The following is a 19512-nucleotide window of genomic DNA, read 5'->3' as shown; positions in this document are numbered from 1 at the left end:
GCCTCCAGGGGCCGCCTCCAGGGGCCGGCGCCCCCCTCCCTGGCCACCCCGACATCTATGCGTGTAGAACGGACCTACCCGTTGGAAAGGAACCCTCCATGGACGCTATCTCCGTCATCCGCACCAAGCGCGACCGCGGCGAGCTGACCCCCGATCAGATCAACTGGGTCATCGACGCCTACACCCGCGGCGAGGTCGCCCACGAGCAGATGTCGTCCCTGGCGATGGCCATCTTCCTCAACGGCATGAACCGCACGGAGATCGCCCGCTGGACCGCCGCGATGATCGCCTCCGGTGAGCGCATGGACTTCTCCTCGCTGCCCCGCCCCACCGCCGACAAGCACTCCACCGGCGGCGTCGGCGACAAGATCACCCTTCCGCTCGCCCCGCTCGTCGCCGCCTGTGGTGCGGCCGTCCCGCAGCTCTCCGGCCGGGGCCTCGGCCACACCGGCGGCACGCTCGACAAGCTCGAAGCCATCCCCGGCTGGCGCGCGACGCTCTCCAACGCGGAGATGCTGGACGTCCTGCGTGACGTCGGCTCCGTCATCTGCGCCGCCGGCGACGGCCTGGCCCCCGCCGACAAGAAGCTCTACGCGCTCCGCGATGTCACCGGCACCGTCGAGTCCATCCCCCTGATCGCCTCCTCCATCATGTCCAAGAAGATCGCCGAGGGCACCGGCTCCCTCGTCCTGGACGTGAAGGTCGGCTCCGGCGCTTTCATGAAGGACCTCGACAACGCCCGCGAACTGGCCTCCACGATGGTCGAGTTGGGTAATGACCACGGCGTGAAGACGGTCGCGCTGCTGACCGACATGGCCACCCCGCTCGGCCTGACCGCCGGCAACGCCCTCGAAGTCCGGGAGTCCGTCGAGGTACTGGCCGGCGGCGGCCCCCGGGACGTCGTCGAGCTGACCCTCGCCCTCGCCCGCGAAATGCTCGATGCGGCCGGGCTCAAGGACGCCGACCCGGCCAAGGCGCTCGCCGACGGCTCCGCCATGGACCACTGGCGCCGCATGATCAGCGCCCAGGGCGGCGACCCCGACGCGGCCCTCCCGGTGGCCCGCGAACAGCATGTCGTCACCGCCGCCTCCTCCGGCATCCTCACCACTCTCGACGCCTACGCCGTCGGCCTCGCCGCCTGGCGCCTGGGCGCCGGCCGCGCCCGCAAGGAGGACCCGGTCCAGGCGGGCGCGGGCGTCGAACTGCACGCCAAGCCGGGCGACACGGTCACCGCCGGCCAGCCCTTGCTGACCCTGCACACCGACACCCCCGAGAAGCTCCCCTACGCCCTGGAGGCCCTGGACGGCGGCGTGCTCGTCGGCCCGGCGGACGCGGCCTTCGCCGCCACACCTGTGGTGCTGGAGCGCATCGCCTGAGGCGGCGGCCGGGACGCCTGAGTCCTGCGGGGCCGGGCGTCCCGTCACCCGCCACCTTGGTCAAGGCGCCGTGGACGGACAACGGGTGACGGATCAGGGACGACGGATAACGGACGACGGGTGACGGGTTGGCGAGTACGAGGTCATCGAGGGACGGGCGTGGCGCCGGTCGCTGCGAGGGACAGCTCCCAGAGTCGTGCCGCGGCGTCCGCGTCGATGGCGTATGCGCGGACGCCGCCGTCGTCCATCGGCCGGCCGGGGGCGGAGACGCGCGCGATGTCGCAGTCTTCGAGGTAGAGACCGCCGCGGCCGTCGAGGAGCGGTGAGGTGGCTGCCCACAGACCGGTGGCGGCGCCCTGGGACGGCGTTTTGAAGTCGGCGCCGATCACCTTGCCCTGCTCGTCCACCCATCCGCGGTCGATCTGCTCCCGGAGCGGCATCTCTCGCTGCAGGCCAGTAATGATCTTGCCGGGGTGGAGGGCGAACGCCCGGACCCCGTCGCGGCGACCGAGGGCGTCAAGCTGCACGGCGAACAGGGAGTTGGCGGTCTTGGCCTGGCCGTAGGCCAGCCACTTGTCGTAGCCGGTGCGGAAGTGCGGGTCGTCCCAGCGGATGTCGGTCAGGGCGTGTCCGGCGGAGCTGTTGACGACGACGCGCGCGCCGTCCGCCGCGGCCAGGAGCGGATAGAGCTCGCAGGCCAGGATGAAGTGTCCGAGGTGGTTGGCGGCGAACTGGCCTTCCCAGCCTGGTCCGACTCGGCGCTCCGGGGTGGCCATGACGCCCGCGACGGCCATCAGGAGGTCGAGCCGGTCGAGGGAGTCGTTGATCCGTGCGGCGGCGGCGTACACACTGCCAGGATCGGCCAGGTCCATGGGGATGACCTCGCAGCCTTCCACAGCCGCGAGCGCGGTCCGGGCGATGTCGGGCCGGCGTGCCGGAACGATGACATGGGCCCCGGCGGATGCCAGGCTCCGGGTGGTTTCCAGGCCGAGTCCGGAGTAGCCCCCGGTGACGACGGCGGTCGTGCCGGAGAGGTCGAGGCCGGTCATGACGTCCTCGGCGGTGCTGACCGAGGAGTGGAGCGAGCCGAGCGGCTGCTGATCAGTGGTGGTCATGCGCCGACGCTACGAGCTGGAGTGAGGTCTAGATCAAGAGCCGTAGGCTGGGCGGCATGACGACTGCCGAGGCGCCCGAGGAGCCGCTGGGCATCGGCGAGGTGGCCGAGCGGACCGGGCTCAGCGTGCACGCACTGCGCTTCTACGAGCGCGAGGGCCTGCTGGTCGGACCGGTCCGGCGCACCACGGGAGGACGGCGGCGCTACAGCGGGTTCGACGTCGACTGGCTGCTGATCTGCGTCAAGCTCCGGGAATCCGGTATGCCGCTGGCCGACCTCAAGCGGTTCGCCGACCTGGTGCGACAGGGGCCGGGCAACGAGGCGGAGCGCCTGCAGCTCCTCGACGCCCACCGTCAGCGCGTCGATACGCAGATCGAGGCGCTGGAGGAGTGCCGTTCCGTCATCGCCTGGAAGGTCGGCGTCTACGCCGAACACCTCGCCCGTGGTGAGGCCGGCGGGCTCTGGGACCCGACAGCCTGAAGCGACGGCGGCCGTCCCCTGGCCTTGCGGACGTGCCGCTGCGGACAGAGAGACAGACAGGAACGACGAACCGTGAACTATTGGTTCCGGGGGTGCGGTGCCTGCTCGCCGACAGCGTCAACAACGCCCTGACCCGCACTGTTTCGCTGAATCAGCAGGCTCCCCAGAGCAGCGCGCCGGTGCAGGACCGCCCGTCCGGCACGGACCGTGGTGATCAGGCCGGCGCTGCGCAGCGCGGCGGTCTGGGCGGAGACGGTGGCATTGCTGACGCGCAGCCGTCGGGCGAGCTCGCTGGTGGTGTGTTCCGCCGCGAGCAGGAGCAAAATGTCGCGGCGGGTTCGCCCGAGCACCGAGGCCAGCGCGTCGTCCGTGCCGCCCGCCCCGGCCGGCGTGAGCGGCAGGCCGGGACCGGCGGGGTAGGTGAGGAACAGGGGGCTGTCGGGCCGGTGGGCGATGAGGGGGTGGCCGGTCCAGTGGAATGTGGGCACGAGGACCACGCCGTGTCCGCGCAGTGTGATGTCCCGCTCGCCGGGCGCCTTGAGTGCCCAGACGCCCTCGTGAAGCCGGGTGCCGGGGACGAGCCGGTCCAGGGCTGCGCCGATGCCGTGCTCGGCCACGGTCAGCGCATGGCGGGTGAACTCCGCTTGATGTAAGTCCTGCACCAGGGGCCACACGGGTCGCACGACCGTCTCGAACGCCGCGTGCTGGGCGCGGAGGAGGGGGCGCCACGCATCGGCGTCGCCTCGGTGCAGATCGCGGATCCACAGCGGAGCCAGGGACATGTGCCGGGCGTACACCCGCTCGAGCTCGGAGCGGACCAGGTCCGGACTCGAGGCCCGGACGCTCTCCAGTCCGTCCTTCAGGGTGTCGCTGAACTCGTCGATGAAGCAGGGGGCCTTCGCAGCAGGAACCAGATCCGCCAGCGGCAGAACGCTGACCGGCAGGGAATGGAGCAGCCGTCGTCTCCAGCGGCCGAAAAGCAGCTCGTCGTGGGGGTGGCTCATCATCATCAGTGCCGCGTTCAGCTCTTGCAGGGGCGCCGGACGAGGTGCGAACCGGACCCGTGCGAAGTCGGCGGCCGTGAAATGGATCCGGATCACTACTCTCCCCAGCGGTGCTTCGCCATCGTTTCGGACGAGGCCTGAACCCTCGCCCGGACGTCCCCGTCGACGTCAGCATTCAGGGCACGCCCCTGTCATTCCCTCAAGGACTACCGGGAGGCACAAGGGCGACGATCTCAGAGGTACAGGGGAGAGCCATGATTTCAAGACGGACCGTCACCAAATGGGCCGTGCCGGCAACTGCGCTGCTGCTCGCGGGCGGTGGTGGCGTCGCACGGGCACAGGCACAGGCACAGGCACAGGCACAGGCACAGGCACAGGCACAGGCACGGGCACAGGCACGGGCCGCAGACGCCCGGACCATGCGCTTGCCGACGCCGACCGGCCCGCACCGGACCGGGGTCACCACGCTCTATCTGGTCGACCGCTTCAGGCGCGATCCGTGGGACCCCGCGATCCCTGTCCGGGAAGTGATGGTCACCGTGTTCTATCCGGCCCGCACCGTTCACGGCTTTTCGGTTGCACCGCACATGACCACGGGCGCGGCGAAATCGTTCAACGACATCGACGTCCATGTGCACCGGCTGCCGAGCTCCGGTGTCAACTGGGCGGCAACGGCGACGCATTCGTACGCGAACGCGCCCGCGCAGGCTGTCCGGCGGCCGGTACTGCTCTACAGCCCCGGAGGCGGCGACCCACGCACCCTCGGTACCAGTACCGCCGAGGAACTGGCCAGCCACGGCTATGCGGTGGTGACCATTGACCACCCTGGCGACGGCAGTGAGGTCGAGTTTCCCCGCACCAGGCCCTACCGGCGCGAAAAGGTCCGCGAGACCGTCTTCCGGGGAGACCCCCGCACGGATGCGGACCAATTCCGGACCGTGATCGAAACGCGGATCGCGGATACCCGTTTCGTACTGGACCAGTTGGCAGTGCTGGCGGCGGGACGGAACCCGGACGCCACGGGACGCGCGGTGCCGGAAGGCCTCGGCCGGGCGCTGGATCTGCGCCGGGTGGGCATCTACGGCCACTCGGCAGGCGGCACCACCGCGGCCGAAGTGATGTACGAGGACCGCCGTATCCACGCGGCGGTCAACATGGAGGGCTATCTGGACCACACCCCGGAGACACCCGGCAAGGTGGGGCAGCTGTTCCCGGTCGCACGGTACGGGGTGGACCGCCCGTTGCTCCTGCTGGGAAGCGAGGGTTTCGACGGCAAGGAAGCGGACAAGCGGGCGTTGGAGCTCTCCTGGGCGGCCATGCTCGCCCACCAGCGGGGACCCACCCGCCGACGGCAGATCGACCATGCCATGCACTGGGTGTTCACCGACTACGCCGTCATGGCACCTCAGTTGCAGGCCGCGGGGCTGATGAGCTCAGCCGACCGCATCGGACTGGTCGGCACGATCGACCCGGACACCTCGGTGGCCGAGGTGCGCCACCACGTGCACTCGTTCTTCGCCCGGCACTTGCCTTCACACTGACGACGTCCACAGTGATGCGGTTCGCGGCCCGGCGGCCGTCGGCCAGACCTGGAGCCGGCTCCGGCTCCGAAGCGGGCGTCAGGCGTGCTGCGCCCCGCGGGCCAGCAGGAGCAGGGCGTCGACGAGTTCCTCGGCCGGCGCGCCGGTGGCCAGGCTGCGCAGTTGCAGGCCGAAGACCAGCGCGACGGCGGTGCCCGCCAGCCGCTCGGCGTCGGGTACGCCGAGGCCGGTGAGGATCCGGGCCGCCAGCTGGTCGTATGCGGCGAAGCACTGCGCGGCCGCGGTGCGCAACCGCTCGTCGCGGCCGGCCTGGACGTAGAGCTCGAAGGGGGCGATGTACCTGCTGTCGGTCTGCGTGCACCCGGCGACCTGGCCGAACGTGGCGGAGGCCCGGTCGATGTCCATCCCGTCGGTCTCGCACTGGTCGGCGAGCTCGGTGAAGCGCCGCGTCTCCTCCGCGACGAAGTACAGCAGGCTCTCCCGCAGCATCTCGTGCTGGGTCGTGAAGTGGTAGGTGACCGAGCCGAGGGAGACCTTGGCCTCCTTGGCGATCCGCCGGTTGGTGACCCCGGCGACGCCGTCCTCACCGATGATGCGCAGGACGGCATCGATGATGCTCTGCCGGGTTCCGGGAGGCTTGGACATGACGGTCATTGTGCCACCGGTGGGGCGGTGGCGGGACGGCGGTGGGCGGCGGCGGAGCGGCGGTGGGACGGCGGTGGGGCGACGGTGGGGCGACGGTCGTCAGGGGCGGCGCGAGGCCGTATGCGGCGTCGAGGCTGCTGATCATCCGGTGCCGGCGGGCGTGCGGCTCCTGCTGTTGACGCGGTCACCTCTCCCTCTTACTGTTCGTTCGAACGAACAGTCTCGACGAACAGTCTCCGAGAGGGCAGCCCTATGCGCATCGCAGGATCAACCGTTCTCCTGACCGGGGCCGTAGGCGGCATCGGCCAGGCCATCGCTCGCGACTTGGCCGCCAAGGGGGCCAAGCTGGTCCTCTCCGGGCGTCGTGCCGATGCCCTGGAAGCGCTCGCCGACGAGCTCGGTGCCCGAGCGGTCACCGCCGATCTCGCCGACCCGGACCAGGTCGACCACCTCGCCCGGGCCGCCGCCGACACGGACATCCTGATCGCCAACGCCGCGCTGCCCTCCAGCGGCGCTCTCCTCGACTACACGCCCGAGCAGATCGACCGCGCGCTGTCCGTGAACCTGCGCGCCCCCGTCATGCTGGCCCGTGCCCTCGCGCCCCGGATGGTCGAGGCGGGCCGGGGCCAGATCGTCCTGGTCGGTTCGATCTCCGGGAAGGCGGCCACCAAGTACTCCTCGCTGTACAGCGCGGCCAAGTTCGGGCTGCGCGGCTTCGCGCTCTCCCTCCGCCAGGACCTGCACGGCACGGGGGTGGGCGTCTCGCTGGTACAGCCCGGCGCCGTACGCGACGCGGGCATGTTCGCCGCCACGGGCGCCACCCCGCCGACCGGTGTGCGCACGGTCTCTCCGGGCCAGGTGGTGACGGGGGTGGTCCGGGCCGTCGAGCGCGACCTGTGCGAAGTCAATGTCGCGCCGGTGGAGTTGAAGGTGCTCAGCGCTCTCGCGGGACAGTTCCCCGGCTTCGCGGAGAAGGCGCAGCGCGGCTCAGGTGCCGAGCGCACCATCAGCCAGGTCGTGGCGGCCCAGCGGGACCGGCGGTAGCCGTCGCTTCGCCGGGCGCCCGGATCCTGGCCACCGGCACGTCCGCGGGGAGCGGCATCGCGTGCAGCCGGTACCCCGCCGCAGTCGGTACCCCGCCGCAGCCGCGGCCCGGTGTTCCTTACCGCGTTCCTTACCGCGTGTTTTCCGGGGCGGCGTCCCGGGCGGCCGGGAGGTCCGTCACCGCCCAGCTCCCCAGCAGCCGCAGCGCGTGCGCGGAGGGGCTGTCGGGTTCGGCGGTGTAGAGGTAGAGGGCCTGGTCGGGGTCGTCGGGCAGGGGGAGGGTCTCGTAGTCGAGCGTGAACTCGCCGACGAGTGCATGGCGGTAGTGCTTGGTGCCGTGGGTGTATTGGAGGACGTCGTGGTCGGCCCACCACTGACGGAAGTCCTCGTCGTGTACGGACAGCTCGCCGACCAGCTCGGTCAGGCGGGGGTCGTGCGGATGGCGTCCCGCGTACAGGCGCAGGACGGACACCGTGCCGCGGGCCGCGGTTTCCCAGTTGGCGAGCAGATCGCGGGCCGCGGGGTCGAGGAAGATGAACCGCGCGAGGTTGCGGTCGCGGTGCGGCAGCGCGTCGAAGTCGGTGTACAGGGCCTTGGCGAGGGGGTTGGCGGCCAGCACGTCCAGCCGGTGACCCATGATCATCGCGGGGATTTCGGTCAGGGAGTCGAGGAGCCTGAGCAGTCCGGGCCGCACGCGCTGCGGCGGCACCGCACGGCGGCGGGCCGAGCCCGGCCGGGGGCGGGCCAGGTCGAACAGATGGGCGCGCTCGGCCGCGTCCAGGCGCAGCGCGCGGGCGATCGCGTCCAGGACCTGCGCGGAGGCGTTCGCATTGCGCCCGCGTTCCAGCCGTACGTAGTAGTCGACGCTGATGCCGGCCAGCCGCGCCACCTCCTCGCGGCGCAGCCCCGGCACCCGGCGGCGTCCGGTGCCCGGGCCCAGGCCGGCCTCGCCGGGGCTCGTCCGCGCCCGGCGCGAGCGCAGGAAGTCGCGCAGCTCAAGGTTGGGCTCACGCCCCGCTGACGTGCTCATTCGTCCAGCCTAGGCGGGCGCCTGCCACGGCTGTGCGGTGGAAGGGGGGACTGACAGGCCCCCTGTACCGGCGCCCGGCGGGTTCCCCTGGTGGTCTCCTGGATTGCACCTCCCTTTCCCGTCTGTTCTCCAGAGGATCACCATGCCCAAGCCCCTGATCGTCATCACCGGCGCCAGCTCCGGCATCGGCGCGGCCACCGCCCGCCTCCTGTCGGCCCAGGGCCACCCGCTCCTGCTGCTCGCGCGCCGGGTGGAGAAGCTGGAGGAGCTGGGTCTGCCCGAGACCCTGTGCCGCAAGGTCGACGTCACCGACCGGGACGCGCTCCAGGCCGCGGTACGCGAGGCCGAAGAGCGGTTCGGGCCGGCCGACGCGATCATCAACAACGCCGGCGCGATGCTCCTGAGCCGGATCGCGGACCAGGACGCCGGGGAATGGGACCGGATGATCGACCTGAACATCAAGGGCGTGCTGTACGGCATCCGTGCCGTCCTTCCCGGCATGCTCGCCCGCGGCACCGGCACGATCATCAACGTCAGCTCCATCGCCGGCCGCAAGACCTTCCCGAACCACACCGCCTACGTGGGCACCAAGTTCGCCGTCCACGCCATGTCGGAGAACCTGCGTGAGGAGATCGCCTCCTCCGGCGTACGCGTGGTGACCATCGCCCCCGGCGCCGTGGAGACCGAACTGCTCTCCCACACCAGCGACGAGCAGATCAAGCAGGACTACGAGGAGTGGAAGAAGTCCGCCGGCGGCGCCCTGGACACCCGGTCCGTGGCCGAGGCCATCGCCTACGCCTATGGCCAGCCGCAGAACGTCACCATCCGCGAGATCGTCCTCGCTTCCACGGGCCAGGAGAGCTGACGAGCAGCGCAGCGCCGGGGGCGCGTCCTCCGGCCGGAGGACGCTGAGGGCGCCCCTCGTCCGGGTGAACGGGATCGGTGGACCGCCGCCGACCCGTTCGGCATGCTGGGATCGGTGACGTACCGATAGAGGAGCACACCATGGCAGCAGTCATTGCTGAGCGCCCCCATCATGCCGATGAGTCCGGCTGGGAAGAGGCACTGAGGGTCTGGGAGCGGACGAACGCCCCGGAGGGCTGCAAGGTGGAGATCATCGAGGGGATCGTCACCGTGGCACCACCGCCGGAGAGCGACCACAACGACACCGCGGACGAGCTTCAGCGCCTGCTGTACACGGTTATCCCCCGGGACTGGGGGATCTACCAGACCCAGGGGCTGACCATTCCCGGAAGACAAGGGTTGTTCGTTCCGGACCTGGCGGTCATCCCCAAGAAGTTGCTGCCGCGCCCGCGTGAGCGCCGGACAGCTGATGTGGCTCAGCTCATCGTCGAGATCACCTCTCGCTCCAACGCGAATCATGACCGCATCGAGAAGCTGAACGGCTATGCCGCGGCGGGCGTCCCCCTGTATCTGCTGTTGGATCCCTGGCACTCCGGAAAGCCGACCGCAACGCTGTACGGCGAGCCGGCGGGCGGTTTGTACCGTGTGCTCGAGACGGTGAAGTACGGGGATGCGATGCACCTGCCCGCGCCCTTCGAGGTCACCGTCGATACGGCACTCTTCCCCGCCGGCTGAGAGAGCTGACGACGAAGGGCCCGCCCCACCAGGACAGGTGGTGGGACGGGCCCTTCGGTCTGCGGGTGTTACGCCGCCTTCTCCAGGTGGAGGAGGCGGCGTTCGGCCACGGCCTTGCGGGTGGCGTAGAGGGTGATCGAGGCGGCGCCGACCATCGCGGCCAGGCCCAGGAGCACGGTGCCCTCCCAGCCGACGGCGTGGAAGGCGGCGGCGCCGAGGGCACCGCCCAGGCTGCTGCCGATGTAGTACGCGCACTGGTACAGCGCCGACGCCTGGGCGCGCGCCGTCTTGGCGGTGCGGCTGACCGAGGACGAGGCGACCGCATGGCCCGCGAAGAAGCCCGCGGTGATCAGGACCAGGCCCGCCAGCACCGCGTAGACGGAGCCGGAGAGGGAGAGCAGCAGACCCGTGGAGGTCGTGCCGACGGCCAGGTAGAGGGCGCCGCGGCGGCCCGTGCGGGCGACCAGCTTGCCGGCCGCGGCCGAGGAGACCGTACCGACCAGGTAAATCACGAAGATCGAACCGACGATGCCCTGCGGGAGGTTGAACGGTTCGGCGACCAGGCGGTAGCCGATGACCGTGTAGACCGCGCCGAAGACCGTCATGAACAGCCCGCCGATGGCGTAGAGGCGGCGCAGCAGCGGGTCGGACAGGTGGCCGCCGAGCGTACGGGCCAGCGCCCGCGGGCCCACCGAACGGGGCGCGAAATGCCGGGCCTTGGGGACCAGCAGCCGGAACGTCACCGCACACACCAGGGCCAGCACGCCCACCGCGGCCAGCGCGGCCCGCCAGCCCCACGCCTGGGCGACCCAGCCGGTCAGGATCCGGCCGGACATCCCGCCGATGCTGTTGCCCGCCACGAACAGTCCGATGGCCGCCACCAGCGCCTTGGCGCGTACCTCCTCGGCCAGGAAGGCCATCGCCGACGCCGGAAGTCCGGCCAGCGCCACACCCTGGATGCCGCGCAGCGCGATCAGCGCACCGAGCGACGGGGCGAACGGCACCAGCAGGGCGATCAGCGCGGCGACCGAGAGGGACACCGTCATCAGCGTGCGCCGGCCGAAGCGCTCGGAGACCGCGCTGAGCGGGATCACTCCGAGCGCCAGGCCGAAGGTGGCCGCGGACACGGTCCAGCTCGCCTGGTCCGGGCTGACCCCGAGGTCGGTGGAGATCGCGGGCAGCAGCGCCTGCGTGGAGTAGAGGAGGGCGAAGGTCGCCACCCCGGCGGCGAAGAGGGCGAAGCTCATCCGGCTGTAGCCGGGGCCGCCCGGCCGCAGCTTGTCCGACTCGGGGTCGGGAGCGGCGGCGGAAGGAGAAGTGTCAGTGGACGACGAGGGAGAGGCGGCCGCACGGTCGGTGACGGACGCCCCGGTATCAGCGGGAGGCATGCTTCGAAGGTAGGCCGCCGCGTTTCATGCGTCCAATGCATGGAAACGCCATAATCGATGCTGTGACACATGATCCCAGCTCGCAAGGGCCGCTGTTGCAAGGTCGCAACAGAAAAGATGTTGCCGGAGCGCCGCGGGCCGGCGCACCGCGGTCCGGCGCGGAGACGGGGGAGGCGGGGGAGGCGGCCGAGCTCGGGGGTGATTCCTGGGCGGTGGTCCTCGCCCCGCGGCTCGCCCAGTTCACCGCCGTCGCCCGGCACGAGCACGTCACCCGCGCCGCGCAGGAGCTCGGCATGCCACAGCCGACACTCAGCCGCGCCCTCGTCCGCCTGGAGGACGACCTCGGCGTCGCCCTCTTCGCCCGCCATGGCCGCACCCTCTCCCTCACCCCGGCCGGCCGGGCCTTCCTCGCCTCCACCGAGCGCGCGTTGACGGATCTGGAGCGGGCAACGGAGTCCGTACGGGCCGACGTCGACCCCGCCGCCGGGAAGGTGGCCTTCGGCTTTCTGCACACCCTCGGCCCGGAGACCGTGCCCGGTCTGATCCGCAGCTTCCGCGCCGACCACCCGCGCGTCCGCTTCCAACTCGTCCAGAACTACGGCGAGGCCATGATCGAGCGGATGCGCGCCGGCGATCTCGATCTGTGCCTGACCTCGCCGGTCCCGGACTACCCGGACCTGGTCGCCCGCCGGCTCGACGAGCAGAAGCTGCGCCTGGTCGTCCCGGACGACCACGCGCTGGCCCGCCGGAAGCGGGTCCGGCTCGCCGAGGCCTCCGGCGAGCTGTTCGTCACCCTCGAACCCGGCTACGGGCTGCGCCGGATCACCGACGCACTGTGTGCCGAGGCGGGCTTCACCCCGCGGATCGCCTTCGAGGGGGAGGAGGCCGAGACGCTGCGTGGCCTGGTCGCGGCGGGACTCGGCGTGGCACTGCTGCCGCCGCCCGCCGTACCGCGCCCCGGAGTCGCCGAGCTGACGGTGACGGCCCCCCGCGCGGTCCGCGAAATCGGCGTCGCCTGGCTGGACGGCCATCCCGACACCCCGCCGGTCGCCGAATTCAAGAAGTTCCTGCTGAGCCGACGCGGGAAGCTGCTGCCCAGGTGAGGGGAACAGCGCGGGCCGGGGGCGCCGCTGGGATGCGGCACTGCGTTTAGCGGGCGCTCCGGTGCTGACTCCCTGATTCCCTGACTCCTTGATTCACTCCCTCACCCCCTTACTCCGTCCTCTCCTCGCTCCCTCTCCTCGACGCCGCAGGCCCGCCGTGCCCCGGTGCTCGTTGTCTCACTGCCCCTGCCCCCCCTGCCCCCCTGCCCCCCCCTGCCCCCCCTGCCCCTCAGTGCCGCAGCGACACCCCGAAGCCCGCGGCCAGGGGCATGCGCAGGCCCAGCGGCGGTGGTGCGGCCAGGGCGTCCTTCACGGGGCGGGCGTAGTCGCGGGCGAAGAGGGAGCCGAGCATGAAGTCGGCCGCCAGGGAGAGGACTTCGGCGCGGTGCTGGTGCAGGGAGTGGCCGTCGGAGTGCACCTCGAAACGGCAGGTGTCGCGGTTGACCTTCTTGGCGCGTTCGGCATAGCGGTAAGACAGATCGGGGTCGGTGCGTTCGTCGTTGGTGCCGTGGACCAGCAGGACCTGTCGGCCGATGAGCTGTTTCACCGGATCGGGCCGCTCGTCGCTCTGGCCGGGGTCGGGCAGCCAGGGGGCCAGCGCCAGTACGGAGTGGACGGCGGGGTGACCCGCGGCGTGCAGGGCGGCGCGGGCGCCCATGCCCGTGCCGACCAGGCAGACCGGGACGTCGCCGTAGCGGCGGACCACCTCGTCCAGGGCCCAGGCGGCATCCCGTGCCGGGTGGGCTTCGGGTCCGTTCCAGCCGCTGCAGCGGTAGCGCACGACATGGGCCGTCAGGCCCTCGGGGCGTCCCGCCTTCGCCAGCCGGGCAGCCAGCGGGCGCACCGCCAGCGCCGCCACCGGCGACGGACGCCGCACCCCGGTCGGTCCGCCTCCGGGCAGTAAAAGGGCGACCCCGCTCACCTCCCGGCCGGTGCCCCGACCGCCGCCACCCCGCCACCGGAACGCCTCGCGCGCCCCTTCCTTGCCGGCCGTTCCCAGCGGTTTTCCCAGCCGGGCCTCGCGCACCGGCAGTGCTTGCTGAGCCATGTGCAGAACGATGGCAGAAGGAGGCGTGCACGCCACCCCGTGGACGGGTCACTGTTACGTATCGTTCGGCGAGATCTACGCGCGTAGGGGCTAGAGTGCCGAGATGACGAGCGAGACCACCACCCTCCCGACCAGCGAACAGATCCGCCGTGCCCCCAAGGTGCTGCTCCACGACCACCTCGACGGCGGGCTCCGGCCGGCCACGATCGTCGACCTGGCCCGCGAGACCGTCCCCCACGGCCTGAACGGCGCGGGAGGTGCCCCCATCGAAGGTCTGCCCGAGACCGACCCGGAAAAGCTCGGGGTCTGGTTCCGCGAGGCGGCCGACTCCGGCTCCCTGGAGCGCTACCTGGAGACCTTCGCGCACACCTGCGCCGTCATGCAGACCCGTGACGCCCTGGCCCGGGTGGCCGCCGAGTGCGCCGAGGACCTTGCCGCGGACGGTGTGGTCTACGCCGAGGTCAGGTATGCGCCCGAGCAGCACCTCGAACAGGGGCTGACCCTCGAAGAGGTCGTCGAGGCGGTCAACGAGGGCTTCCGTGAAGGCGAGCGGCGGGCCCGCGAGAAGGGCCATCGCATCCGCGTCGGCGCCCTGCTCACCGCGATGCGGCACGCCGCCCGCGCCCTGGAGATCGCCGAACTCGCCAACCGCTACCGGGACACCGGCGTCGTCGGCTTCGACATCGCGGGCGCGGAGGCCGGTTACCCGCCCACCCGGCACCTCGACGCGTTCGAGTACCTCAAGCGGGAGAACAACCACTTCACCATCCATGCCGGTGAGGCCTTCGGTCTGCCGTCCATCTGGCAGGCCCTGCAGTGGTGCGGCGCCGACCGCCTCGGTCACGGTGTCCGGATCATCGACGACATCGAGGTCGCCGACGACGGCTCGGTCAAGCTCGGCCGGCTCGCCTCGTATGTACGGGACAAGCGCATCCCGCTGGAGATGTGCCCGAGCTCCAACCTGCAGACCGGGGCCGCCCCCTCCTATGCGGAGCACCCCATCGGACTGCTGCGCCGACTGCAGTTCCGGCTCACGGTCAACACCGACAACCGCCTGATGAGCGGCACGAACATGTCCCGGGAATTCGAGCACCTGGTCAAGACCTTCCGGTACACGCTCGATGACATGCAGTGGTTTACAGTCAATGCGATGAAATCAGCGTTCATTCCTTTCGATGAACGTCTGGGCATGATCAATGACGTCATCAAGCCCGGTTACGCGGAATTGCGGGCCGAATGGCTGTTCCGCCCCCAGGGCTCAACTGCCCCTGTGAACAGTACTTCTGACTCTGTGTGAGCAGGTGGCGCGAGCTTATAGCGCAACGGCCGGTGGAATGTCCACCGGCCGTTTTTTCTTTCCTCGTGGCTGTTTGCGGCGCCGGTCGCCGCATCACTAGGTTGATTGGCCGGTCAAGCCCCCATCACGAGGACGTAATTCGATGAAGCAGGGAACCATCAAGACTCTCGGTACCGTCGCGCTCGGTGCCGCCTTTGCCGTCACCGCCGCGGGCGTCGCCAGCGCCGCCCCGGCGATCGGCACCCCCGACACCACCGGGGTGCTGAAGAGCCTGCCGGTGAAGGACGCCACCAAGACCGTCTCGGGCCTCACCAAGGCCAAGCCGGCCGGCAAGAGCGTCAAGAACGTCAAGAACGTCAAGACCAAGATGAACTCCCAGGGCAACAAGCTGCTGGGCGGCCTGCAGCCCGGCAGCCTCCTCGGCGGCTGACGCCGGACGCGGCCCGTCCCCCGGGGGACGGGTACCGCGCCCTGCCCCGGCTGTACGCCCTGGTGCGTACGGCCGGGGCATCGTCATGTGTGGCCGGACGGGCCGGTCACCAGGCGGCGGCGCCGGTGGCCTTCTCCTCCGAGGGGAGGAGTATCCACAGCGCCAGGTAGAGCAGGAACTGCGGGCCGGGAAGCAGACACGACACCACGAAGAGCACGCGCATCGTTGCCGGGGTCGTACCGAAGCGACGGGCCAGGCCCGCGCACACTCCGGCGATCATTCGGTTGTTGCGGGGGCGGACCAGTGCGGCGGCCATGAGGACGGCTCCTTTTCGACTCGGTGGGGCGTGTGCCCCGATGTCTCAAAGGTAGGTCCGGCTGCCGGAGAGAGCATCAGCCTTCGGGGCCAGTCCGACCCTGGGGATTGTCGGGGTTGCATCCCCGAGATGCGCATACCGGAGATGCCGGTAGCGGCGGCGCAGCCGGCGGCGCGCCCCGGGGACGACCGCCAGGTGCACCACGGCCACTCCGAGGGTGCCCAGCAGCACCGAGTCGATGTCCGGGACCCGTCCTGGCACCCCTGACTGCAGCAGCTCGATGGCCAGCGCGATCATCGCTCCGGCGAAGGCGGTACGGGTCAGGGACACCAGAGGCGAAACGTTCAGGCGGCCCGCGGAGAGCGGCAGCAGCACCCCCAGCGGCGCCAGCAGGAGCACCGAGCCGCCCAGGTGCTGGACGACGTCCCACGACCAGCCGCGTGCCAGCTCGGCCCGGATCGTGGCCAGCGGTTCGAGGTTCGCGGCAGGCACCCACGGCACCGTACGGGGACGCAATGTCAGCCAGGCGACGGTCAGCAGATGCGCCACGAGGAGGAGAAGTCCGGTGACGCGCATACGGGGAGCGGCGGTGGTGCCGGGGCCATGGGGCTGCACACAGGCCAGGACGTCGGGAGTGGGGACTGCGGTTCCGCCCCGTTGCGCCCGCCTTGAGCCGCCCCGTCGGCCCCTGTCGGTGGCGTCAGCCCTGTTGTGGCGCCCCGCCTTCCGCCTCTTGTGACAAGGGGTCGCCCCACCCGGCGTTCTCCGCGATGTCCGGGTTGGCCAGCACGTCCGCGGAGCAGTCGTAACGGTGCGCCGTATCGTCGCCCGGCCCGCCCAGTACGGCGGCATGGGTGCGGCCCAGCGCCGGGCTCGCCCCGTAGGTGCACACCAGCTGCGCCAGCGCGAACGACGGCAGATCGTCCGGCCGGATGCTCAGCCGCAGGGCATCCGCGGGGTCGCCGTCGCGCGGTCCCGTGACCGTGACGTCCCGGGGCAGCGCCGTGCTGAAGCCGGCCTTCTCCTCGTCGGCGGACGGCTCGCGCTGCAGCTCGTGGAGCAGGGCACGGGCGGTCGGCAGCCGAGGGTCGTCGGACTTGGACGGGGGTACCGCCCGCTCGACCTGCGCCAGCGCCGAGCCGCACACCAGATACACGATCGCCTGGGAGCCCGGACCCGCGTCCGCGTCCGTGCCGGACGACGCCGAGGCCGAGGCCGACGGCGATGCCGAGGCCGGTGCCGACGCCGAGGGCGCCGGGCTCGCCGGGGCCTTGCAGCTCACCCGTGACGGCGCGCCGCCCGCGTCGACCGGTACGGAGGTACCCCGGATGCCGCAGCCCGCGGCCGCGAGCGCGAGCGCCATCACGGCGGCGGTGCGCCGTCCGGTCCGCCTGCCCGACCTCATCGTCCGTCCTCCGTGCCCTCGTCGCCGGCCGTGCCGTCGTTCCGCCGGTCGCCGTCCGCCAGAGGGGAGGCATCCATCGGCAGCCGCAGGGTGAAGACCGCGCCGCCCTCGGGGAGGTTGGCCGCGGTGATCTCCCCGCCGTGGATATGGGCGTTCTCCAGCGCGATCGACAGGCCCAGACCGCTGCCCTCCGACCGCGGGCGGGAGGCGCTCGCCTTGTAGAAGCGGTCGAAGACGTGCGGGAGGACTTCCTCCGGGATGCCGGGGCCGTGGTCCCGCACGCGGATCACCAGCTTCCCGCTCCCGGGGCGCCCGTCGTCCGGAGTCGTTCCGGGCCGCTCCGTTCCGCCGCCCTCGGCACCGGCCGCGGGCCCACCGGCCGCATCGGCCTCGCCCGCACCGCTTGCACCGCCTGCCCTACCGGAACCGCCCGCGCCGCCCGCACCACCCGGGCCGCCACCGGCGGAGACGGCCGTGCTGCCCGTCCGGCCCCCGCCGTCGCCCGCCGGGCCCTCCGTGCTGACCGAGACCCGCACCGGCGAGCCACCGTGCTTGAGGGCGTTGCCGATCAGATTCGCCAGGATCACATCGAGCCGCCGCGGGTCCAGCCGGGCCACGATGCCTCGGTCCGCGTCCAGCTCGACCGCGTCCAGCCAGGCCCGGGCGTCGATACAGGCGGTCACCTGGTCCGCGACATCGACATCGTCCAGCACGAGACGGGCCGTGCCCGCGTCGAAGCGGGTGACCTCCATCAGGTTCTCCACGAGGTCGTTGAGCCGCCGGGTCTCGCTGACCACCAGCTGCACAGCAGGCGCGATCATCGGATCGAGGGAGTCGGCCTCCTCCTCCAGCACCTCGCTGACGGCGGTGATCGCGGTCAGCGGCGTCCGCAGCTCGTGCGACATATCGGCGACGAACCGCCGGGACGCCGCCTCCCGCCCGCTCAGCTCCTCGACCCGGTGCTCCAGGCGCTCCGCCGTACGGTTGAACGTCCGGGAGAGGTCGGCGAGTTCATCCGTGCCGGTCACCCGCAGCCGGGTGTCCAGCCGCCCCTCGCCCAGCTGCCGCGCGGCGTGCCCCAGCCGCTGTACGGGCCGCAGCACCGTCGTCGCCGCGGCCTGCGCCAGCAGGGCCGAACCGACCAGCGCGAGCGCCGTGGCGATACCCAGCGACCAGGCCAGCGAGGTGAGGTCCTGCCGCTCGGCGGCCAGGGACTTCATCATGTAGCCGGTGGGCCCGCCGCCGATCACCTTCGCCCCGGCGACGAGGTAGGGCGTGTCCCCGACCTGCTTGCGCTGCCAGTAGAGATGGTGGGCGTAGCGGTTGGACTCGTCGACCGGACGCACCTCGTTGACCGCGCTGCGCAGCGGTACGGGCACGTTCTTGAGCGTCAGCAGGTCCTTGTCCGTGGTGGCCGCGCAGTCCTTGCCCTCGCGGTCGACGCCTATCAGCAGCACCGCGTAGTTCTGCGGCCCGGCCGCCATCTGCCGGGCGGCGTCCTGGAGTTCGGCGCACCGCGGATGCAGCGGCAGCGACCGGGTGTTGTCCTCCAGCGCCTTGCGGAAGTCCTTGAGGACGGCGTTCTGTGTGCGGTCCAGAACGGTGTTGCGGTTGAGCCAGTACGCGATGCCCGAAGCGGAGACCGCGGCGGTCAACGCCACCAGCGCGAAGACCACGACCAGCCGCAGCCGCAGACTGGTCCAGCGCAGCAGCCCCGAAGGGCGGCCCAGCATCCGCAGCACCCGCCGGCCGGCCACGGGCGCACCGGCACCGCCGGCCCCGTCGCCCGCGCCGTCCTCCGTCGTCGCACCGCCCGTGGAACGCCTGCTCACTGCGGCGAGTCCAGCCGGTAGCCGACGCCGCGGACCGTACGGATCAGGGTCGGGGAGGACGGCACGTCCTCCACCTTCGCCCGCAGCCGCTGCACACACGCGTCCACCAGGCGCGAGTCGCCGAGGTAGTCGTGCTCCCACACCAGCCGCAACAACTGCTGCCGGGACAGCGCCTGGCCGGGCCGGCGGCTCAGCTCCAGCAGCAACCGCAGCTCGGTCGGCGTCAGTTGCAGGTCCTCGCCGTTCTTGGTCACCGTCATCGCCGACCGGTCGATCATCAGCGAGCCGAACGTCGCGGAGTCACTGGACTCGCGCTCGCCGCGGCGCAGTACGGCCCGGATCCGGGCGTCCAGCACCCTTCCCTGCACCGGTTTGACGACATAGTCGTCGGCGCCGGACTCCAGGCCCACCACGACATCGATATCGTCGTTACGCGCGGTGAGCAGGATGATGGGCAGCTGGTCCGTACGCCTGATCCGCCGGCACACCTCGAAACCGTCGATGCCCGGCAGCATCACATCCAGCACGATCAGGTCCGGGCGCTGCTCGCGCAGCAGCTTCAGGCCGTCCTCGCCCGTCGCCGCGGTCACCACACGGTGACCCTGGCGCGACAGCGAGAGTTCGAGGGCCGTGCGGATGGCGTCGTCGTCCTCGATCAGCAACAGGAAAGGCACGTCAGCCATTCTGGCCCATGGGGGGCCGGGAGATCGACCAGTGGCGCTCTCGTACACAAGGCCCCTACCCGCGCGGCGCCCGCGACGCGCCGCACCTGCCCCTGTGACAGGCCTGTGACAGTCGGCGGACAACGCGATGAAACTGGGTTGGCAGTCTTTGGGGCATCGGGAGAGATCAACACCCGA

General features: G+C 71.3%; 20 protein-coding genes. 9 read left to right on the top strand and 11 right to left on the bottom strand.

The annotated features are described in order from the left end of the window. Window positions 1–98 precede the first annotated feature (98 nt). Window positions 99–1376: a thymidine phosphorylase gene (locus D9V36_RS16850; RefSeq protein ID WP_129294502.1), complete on the top strand. Its 1278-nt coding sequence runs from the start codon at window positions 99–101 to the stop codon at window positions 1374–1376. A 143-nt stretch (window positions 1377–1519) separates the two neighbouring features. Here D9V36_RS16850 and D9V36_RS16845 read toward each other — a convergent pair whose 3' ends face one another. Next, on the bottom strand, window positions 1520–2491 hold the full coding sequence (locus D9V36_RS16845; RefSeq protein ID WP_129294501.1) for an SDR family NAD(P)-dependent oxidoreductase: 972 nt from the start codon (window positions 2489–2491) through the stop codon (window positions 1520–1522). 56 nt (window positions 2492–2547) lie between these two features. Here D9V36_RS16845 and D9V36_RS16840 point away from each other — a divergent pair, with 56 nt between their 5' ends. Then, window positions 2548–2970 (top strand): MerR family transcriptional regulator, encoded by a 423-nt coding sequence (locus tag D9V36_RS16840; RefSeq protein WP_129294500.1) that lies wholly within the window; start codon window positions 2548–2550, stop codon window positions 2968–2970. Between the two features lie 77 nt (window positions 2971–3047). Here the strand turns inward: D9V36_RS16840 and D9V36_RS16835 are convergent, their stop codons facing one another. After that, entirely contained in the window at window positions 3048–4070 is a 1023-nt protein-coding gene (locus tag D9V36_RS16835; protein WP_129294499.1) for an ArsR/SmtB family transcription factor, read from the bottom strand. 158 nt (window positions 4071–4228) lie between these two features. Between D9V36_RS16835 and D9V36_RS16830 the strand changes: the two genes are divergently transcribed. Further along, complete coding sequence (locus tag D9V36_RS16830; RefSeq protein ID WP_129294498.1) at window positions 4229–5515, top strand: alpha/beta hydrolase family protein; 1287 nt, start codon at window positions 4229–4231, stop codon at window positions 5513–5515. 78 nt (window positions 5516–5593) lie between these two features. Here D9V36_RS16830 and D9V36_RS16825 read toward each other — a convergent pair whose 3' ends face one another. Continuing rightward, window positions 5594–6160 (bottom strand): TetR/AcrR family transcriptional regulator, encoded by a 567-nt coding sequence (locus tag D9V36_RS16825; RefSeq protein WP_129294497.1) that lies wholly within the window; start codon window positions 6158–6160, stop codon window positions 5594–5596. Window positions 6161–6412: 252 nt separating this feature from the next. Between D9V36_RS16825 and D9V36_RS16820 the strand changes: the two genes are divergently transcribed. Continuing rightward, window positions 6413–7204 carry an SDR family NAD(P)-dependent oxidoreductase gene (locus tag D9V36_RS16820; protein WP_129294496.1) on the top strand — a complete coding sequence of 264 codons (792 nt, stop codon included), beginning with the start codon at window positions 6413–6415 and terminating at the stop codon, window positions 7202–7204. A gap of 130 nt (window positions 7205–7334) precedes the next feature. On the opposite strand, the gene D9V36_RS16815 is transcribed toward D9V36_RS16820, so the two are convergent. Further along, a complete protein-coding gene (locus tag D9V36_RS16815) occupies window positions 7335–8234 on the bottom strand; it encodes a helix-turn-helix domain-containing protein (RefSeq protein ID WP_129294495.1) in 900 nt (299 codons plus the stop codon). Window positions 8235–8376: 142 nt separating this feature from the next. On the opposite strand from D9V36_RS16815, the gene D9V36_RS16810 reads away from it, so the two are divergent. Beyond that, window positions 8377–9099 (top strand): SDR family oxidoreductase, encoded by a 723-nt coding sequence (locus D9V36_RS16810; protein WP_129294494.1) that lies wholly within the window; start codon window positions 8377–8379, stop codon window positions 9097–9099. A 140-nt stretch (window positions 9100–9239) separates the two neighbouring features. Further along, a complete protein-coding gene (locus D9V36_RS16805) occupies window positions 9240–9833 on the top strand; it encodes a Uma2 family endonuclease (protein WP_129294493.1) in 594 nt (197 codons plus the stop codon). Between the two features lie 68 nt (window positions 9834–9901). On the opposite strand, the gene D9V36_RS16800 is transcribed toward D9V36_RS16805, so the two are convergent. After that, window positions 9902–11221 carry an MFS transporter gene (locus D9V36_RS16800; RefSeq protein ID WP_129294492.1) on the bottom strand — a complete coding sequence of 440 codons (1320 nt, stop codon included), beginning with the start codon at window positions 11219–11221 and terminating at the stop codon, window positions 9902–9904. Window positions 11222–11316: 95 nt separating this feature from the next. On the opposite strand from D9V36_RS16800, the gene D9V36_RS16795 reads away from it, so the two are divergent. Beyond that, entirely contained in the window at window positions 11317–12324 is a 1008-nt protein-coding gene (locus tag D9V36_RS16795; RefSeq protein WP_431357753.1) for a LysR substrate-binding domain-containing protein, read from the top strand. A gap of 229 nt (window positions 12325–12553) precedes the next feature. On the opposite strand, the gene D9V36_RS16790 is transcribed toward D9V36_RS16795, so the two are convergent. Beyond that, a complete protein-coding gene (locus D9V36_RS16790) occupies window positions 12554–13372 on the bottom strand; it encodes an alpha/beta hydrolase (RefSeq protein WP_129294490.1) in 819 nt (272 codons plus the stop codon). A 103-nt stretch (window positions 13373–13475) separates the two neighbouring features. Here D9V36_RS16790 and D9V36_RS16785 point away from each other — a divergent pair, with 103 nt between their 5' ends. Beyond that, the gene (locus tag D9V36_RS16785; protein WP_129294489.1) at window positions 13476–14669 is read left to right on the top strand and encodes an adenosine deaminase; all 1194 of its coding nucleotides are present in this window, start codon (window positions 13476–13478) and stop codon (window positions 14667–14669) included. A gap of 142 nt (window positions 14670–14811) precedes the next feature. Beyond that, entirely contained in the window at window positions 14812–15099 is a 288-nt protein-coding gene (locus D9V36_RS16780; protein ID WP_129294488.1) for a hypothetical protein, read from the top strand. A gap of 106 nt (window positions 15100–15205) precedes the next feature. Here the strand turns inward: D9V36_RS16780 and D9V36_RS16775 are convergent, their stop codons facing one another. From D9V36_RS16775 to afsQ1, 5 genes are all read right to left on the bottom strand, one after another. After that, a complete protein-coding gene (locus D9V36_RS16775) occupies window positions 15206–15415 on the bottom strand; it encodes a PspC domain-containing protein (protein ID WP_088799618.1) in 210 nt (69 codons plus the stop codon). 45 nt (window positions 15416–15460) lie between these two features. Then, a complete protein-coding gene (locus D9V36_RS16770; RefSeq protein WP_164992960.1) occupies window positions 15461–16030 on the bottom strand; it encodes a VanZ family protein in 570 nt (189 codons plus the stop codon). Window positions 16031–16115: 85 nt separating this feature from the next. Further along, window positions 16116–16820: a hypothetical protein gene (locus tag D9V36_RS16765; protein ID WP_129294487.1), complete on the bottom strand. Its 705-nt coding sequence runs from the start codon at window positions 16818–16820 to the stop codon at window positions 16116–16118. Beyond that, window positions 16817–18652 carry a sensor histidine kinase gene (locus D9V36_RS16760; protein WP_129294486.1) on the bottom strand — a complete coding sequence of 612 codons (1836 nt, stop codon included), beginning with the start codon at window positions 18650–18652 and terminating at the stop codon, window positions 16817–16819. The genes D9V36_RS16765 and D9V36_RS16760 overlap by 4 nt, the downstream gene beginning before the upstream one ends. Beyond that, a complete protein-coding gene (gene afsQ1, locus D9V36_RS16755; RefSeq protein WP_048830120.1) occupies window positions 18649–19326 on the bottom strand; it encodes a two-component system response regulator AfsQ1 in 678 nt (225 codons plus the stop codon). The genes D9V36_RS16760 and afsQ1 overlap by 4 nt, the downstream gene beginning before the upstream one ends. Between the last annotated feature and the right edge of the window lie 186 nt (window positions 19327–19512).

Source organism: Streptomyces lydicus, from assembly GCF_004125265.1.
Classification (GTDB): domain Bacteria; phylum Actinomycetota; class Actinomycetes; order Streptomycetales; family Streptomycetaceae; genus Streptomyces; species Streptomyces lydicus_C.
The sequence above is the reverse complement of the archived record's forward strand: the minus strand, read 5'-3'. Positions and strand labels throughout refer to the sequence as shown.

What these genes read in the sequence shown, in the direction of transcription:
- D9V36_RS16790 (WP_129294490.1), bottom strand. Translation starts at nt 13,372, where the DNA reads ATGGCTCAGCAAGCACTGCCGGTGCGCGAGGCCCGGCTGGGAAAACCG.
- D9V36_RS16820 (WP_129294496.1), top strand. Translation starts at nt 6,413, where the DNA reads ATGCGCATCGCAGGATCAACCGTTCTCCTGACCGGGGCCGTAGGCGGC.
- D9V36_RS16800 (WP_129294492.1), bottom strand. Translation starts at nt 11,221, where the DNA reads ATGCCTCCCGCTGATACCGGGGCGTCCGTCACCGACCGTGCGGCCGCC.
- D9V36_RS16840 (WP_129294500.1), top strand. Translation starts at nt 2,548, where the DNA reads ATGACGACTGCCGAGGCGCCCGAGGAGCCGCTGGGCATCGGCGAGGTG.
- D9V36_RS16850 (WP_129294502.1), top strand. Translation starts at nt 99, where the DNA reads ATGGACGCTATCTCCGTCATCCGCACCAAGCGCGACCGCGGCGAGCTG.
- D9V36_RS16805 (WP_129294493.1), top strand. Translation starts at nt 9,240, where the DNA reads ATGGCAGCAGTCATTGCTGAGCGCCCCCATCATGCCGATGAGTCCGGC.
- D9V36_RS16830 (WP_129294498.1), top strand. Translation starts at nt 4,229, where the DNA reads ATGATTTCAAGACGGACCGTCACCAAATGGGCCGTGCCGGCAACTGCG.
- D9V36_RS16815 (WP_129294495.1), bottom strand. Translation starts at nt 8,234, where the DNA reads ATGAGCACGTCAGCGGGGCGTGAGCCCAACCTTGAGCTGCGCGACTTC.
- D9V36_RS16845 (WP_129294501.1), bottom strand. Translation starts at nt 2,491, where the DNA reads ATGACCACCACTGATCAGCAGCCGCTCGGCTCGCTCCACTCCTCGGTC.
- D9V36_RS16810 (WP_129294494.1), top strand. Translation starts at nt 8,377, where the DNA reads ATGCCCAAGCCCCTGATCGTCATCACCGGCGCCAGCTCCGGCATCGGC.
- D9V36_RS16765 (WP_129294487.1), bottom strand. Translation starts at nt 16,820, where the DNA reads ATGAGGTCGGGCAGGCGGACCGGACGGCGCACCGCCGCCGTGATGGCG.
- D9V36_RS16825 (WP_129294497.1), bottom strand. Translation starts at nt 6,160, where the DNA reads ATGTCCAAGCCTCCCGGAACCCGGCAGAGCATCATCGATGCCGTCCTG.
- D9V36_RS16775 (WP_088799618.1), bottom strand. Translation starts at nt 15,415, where the DNA reads ATGGCCGCCGCACTGGTCCGCCCCCGCAACAACCGAATGATCGCCGGA.
- D9V36_RS16785 (WP_129294489.1), top strand. Translation starts at nt 13,476, where the DNA reads ATGACGAGCGAGACCACCACCCTCCCGACCAGCGAACAGATCCGCCGT.
- D9V36_RS16780 (WP_129294488.1), top strand. Translation starts at nt 14,812, where the DNA reads ATGAAGCAGGGAACCATCAAGACTCTCGGTACCGTCGCGCTCGGTGCC.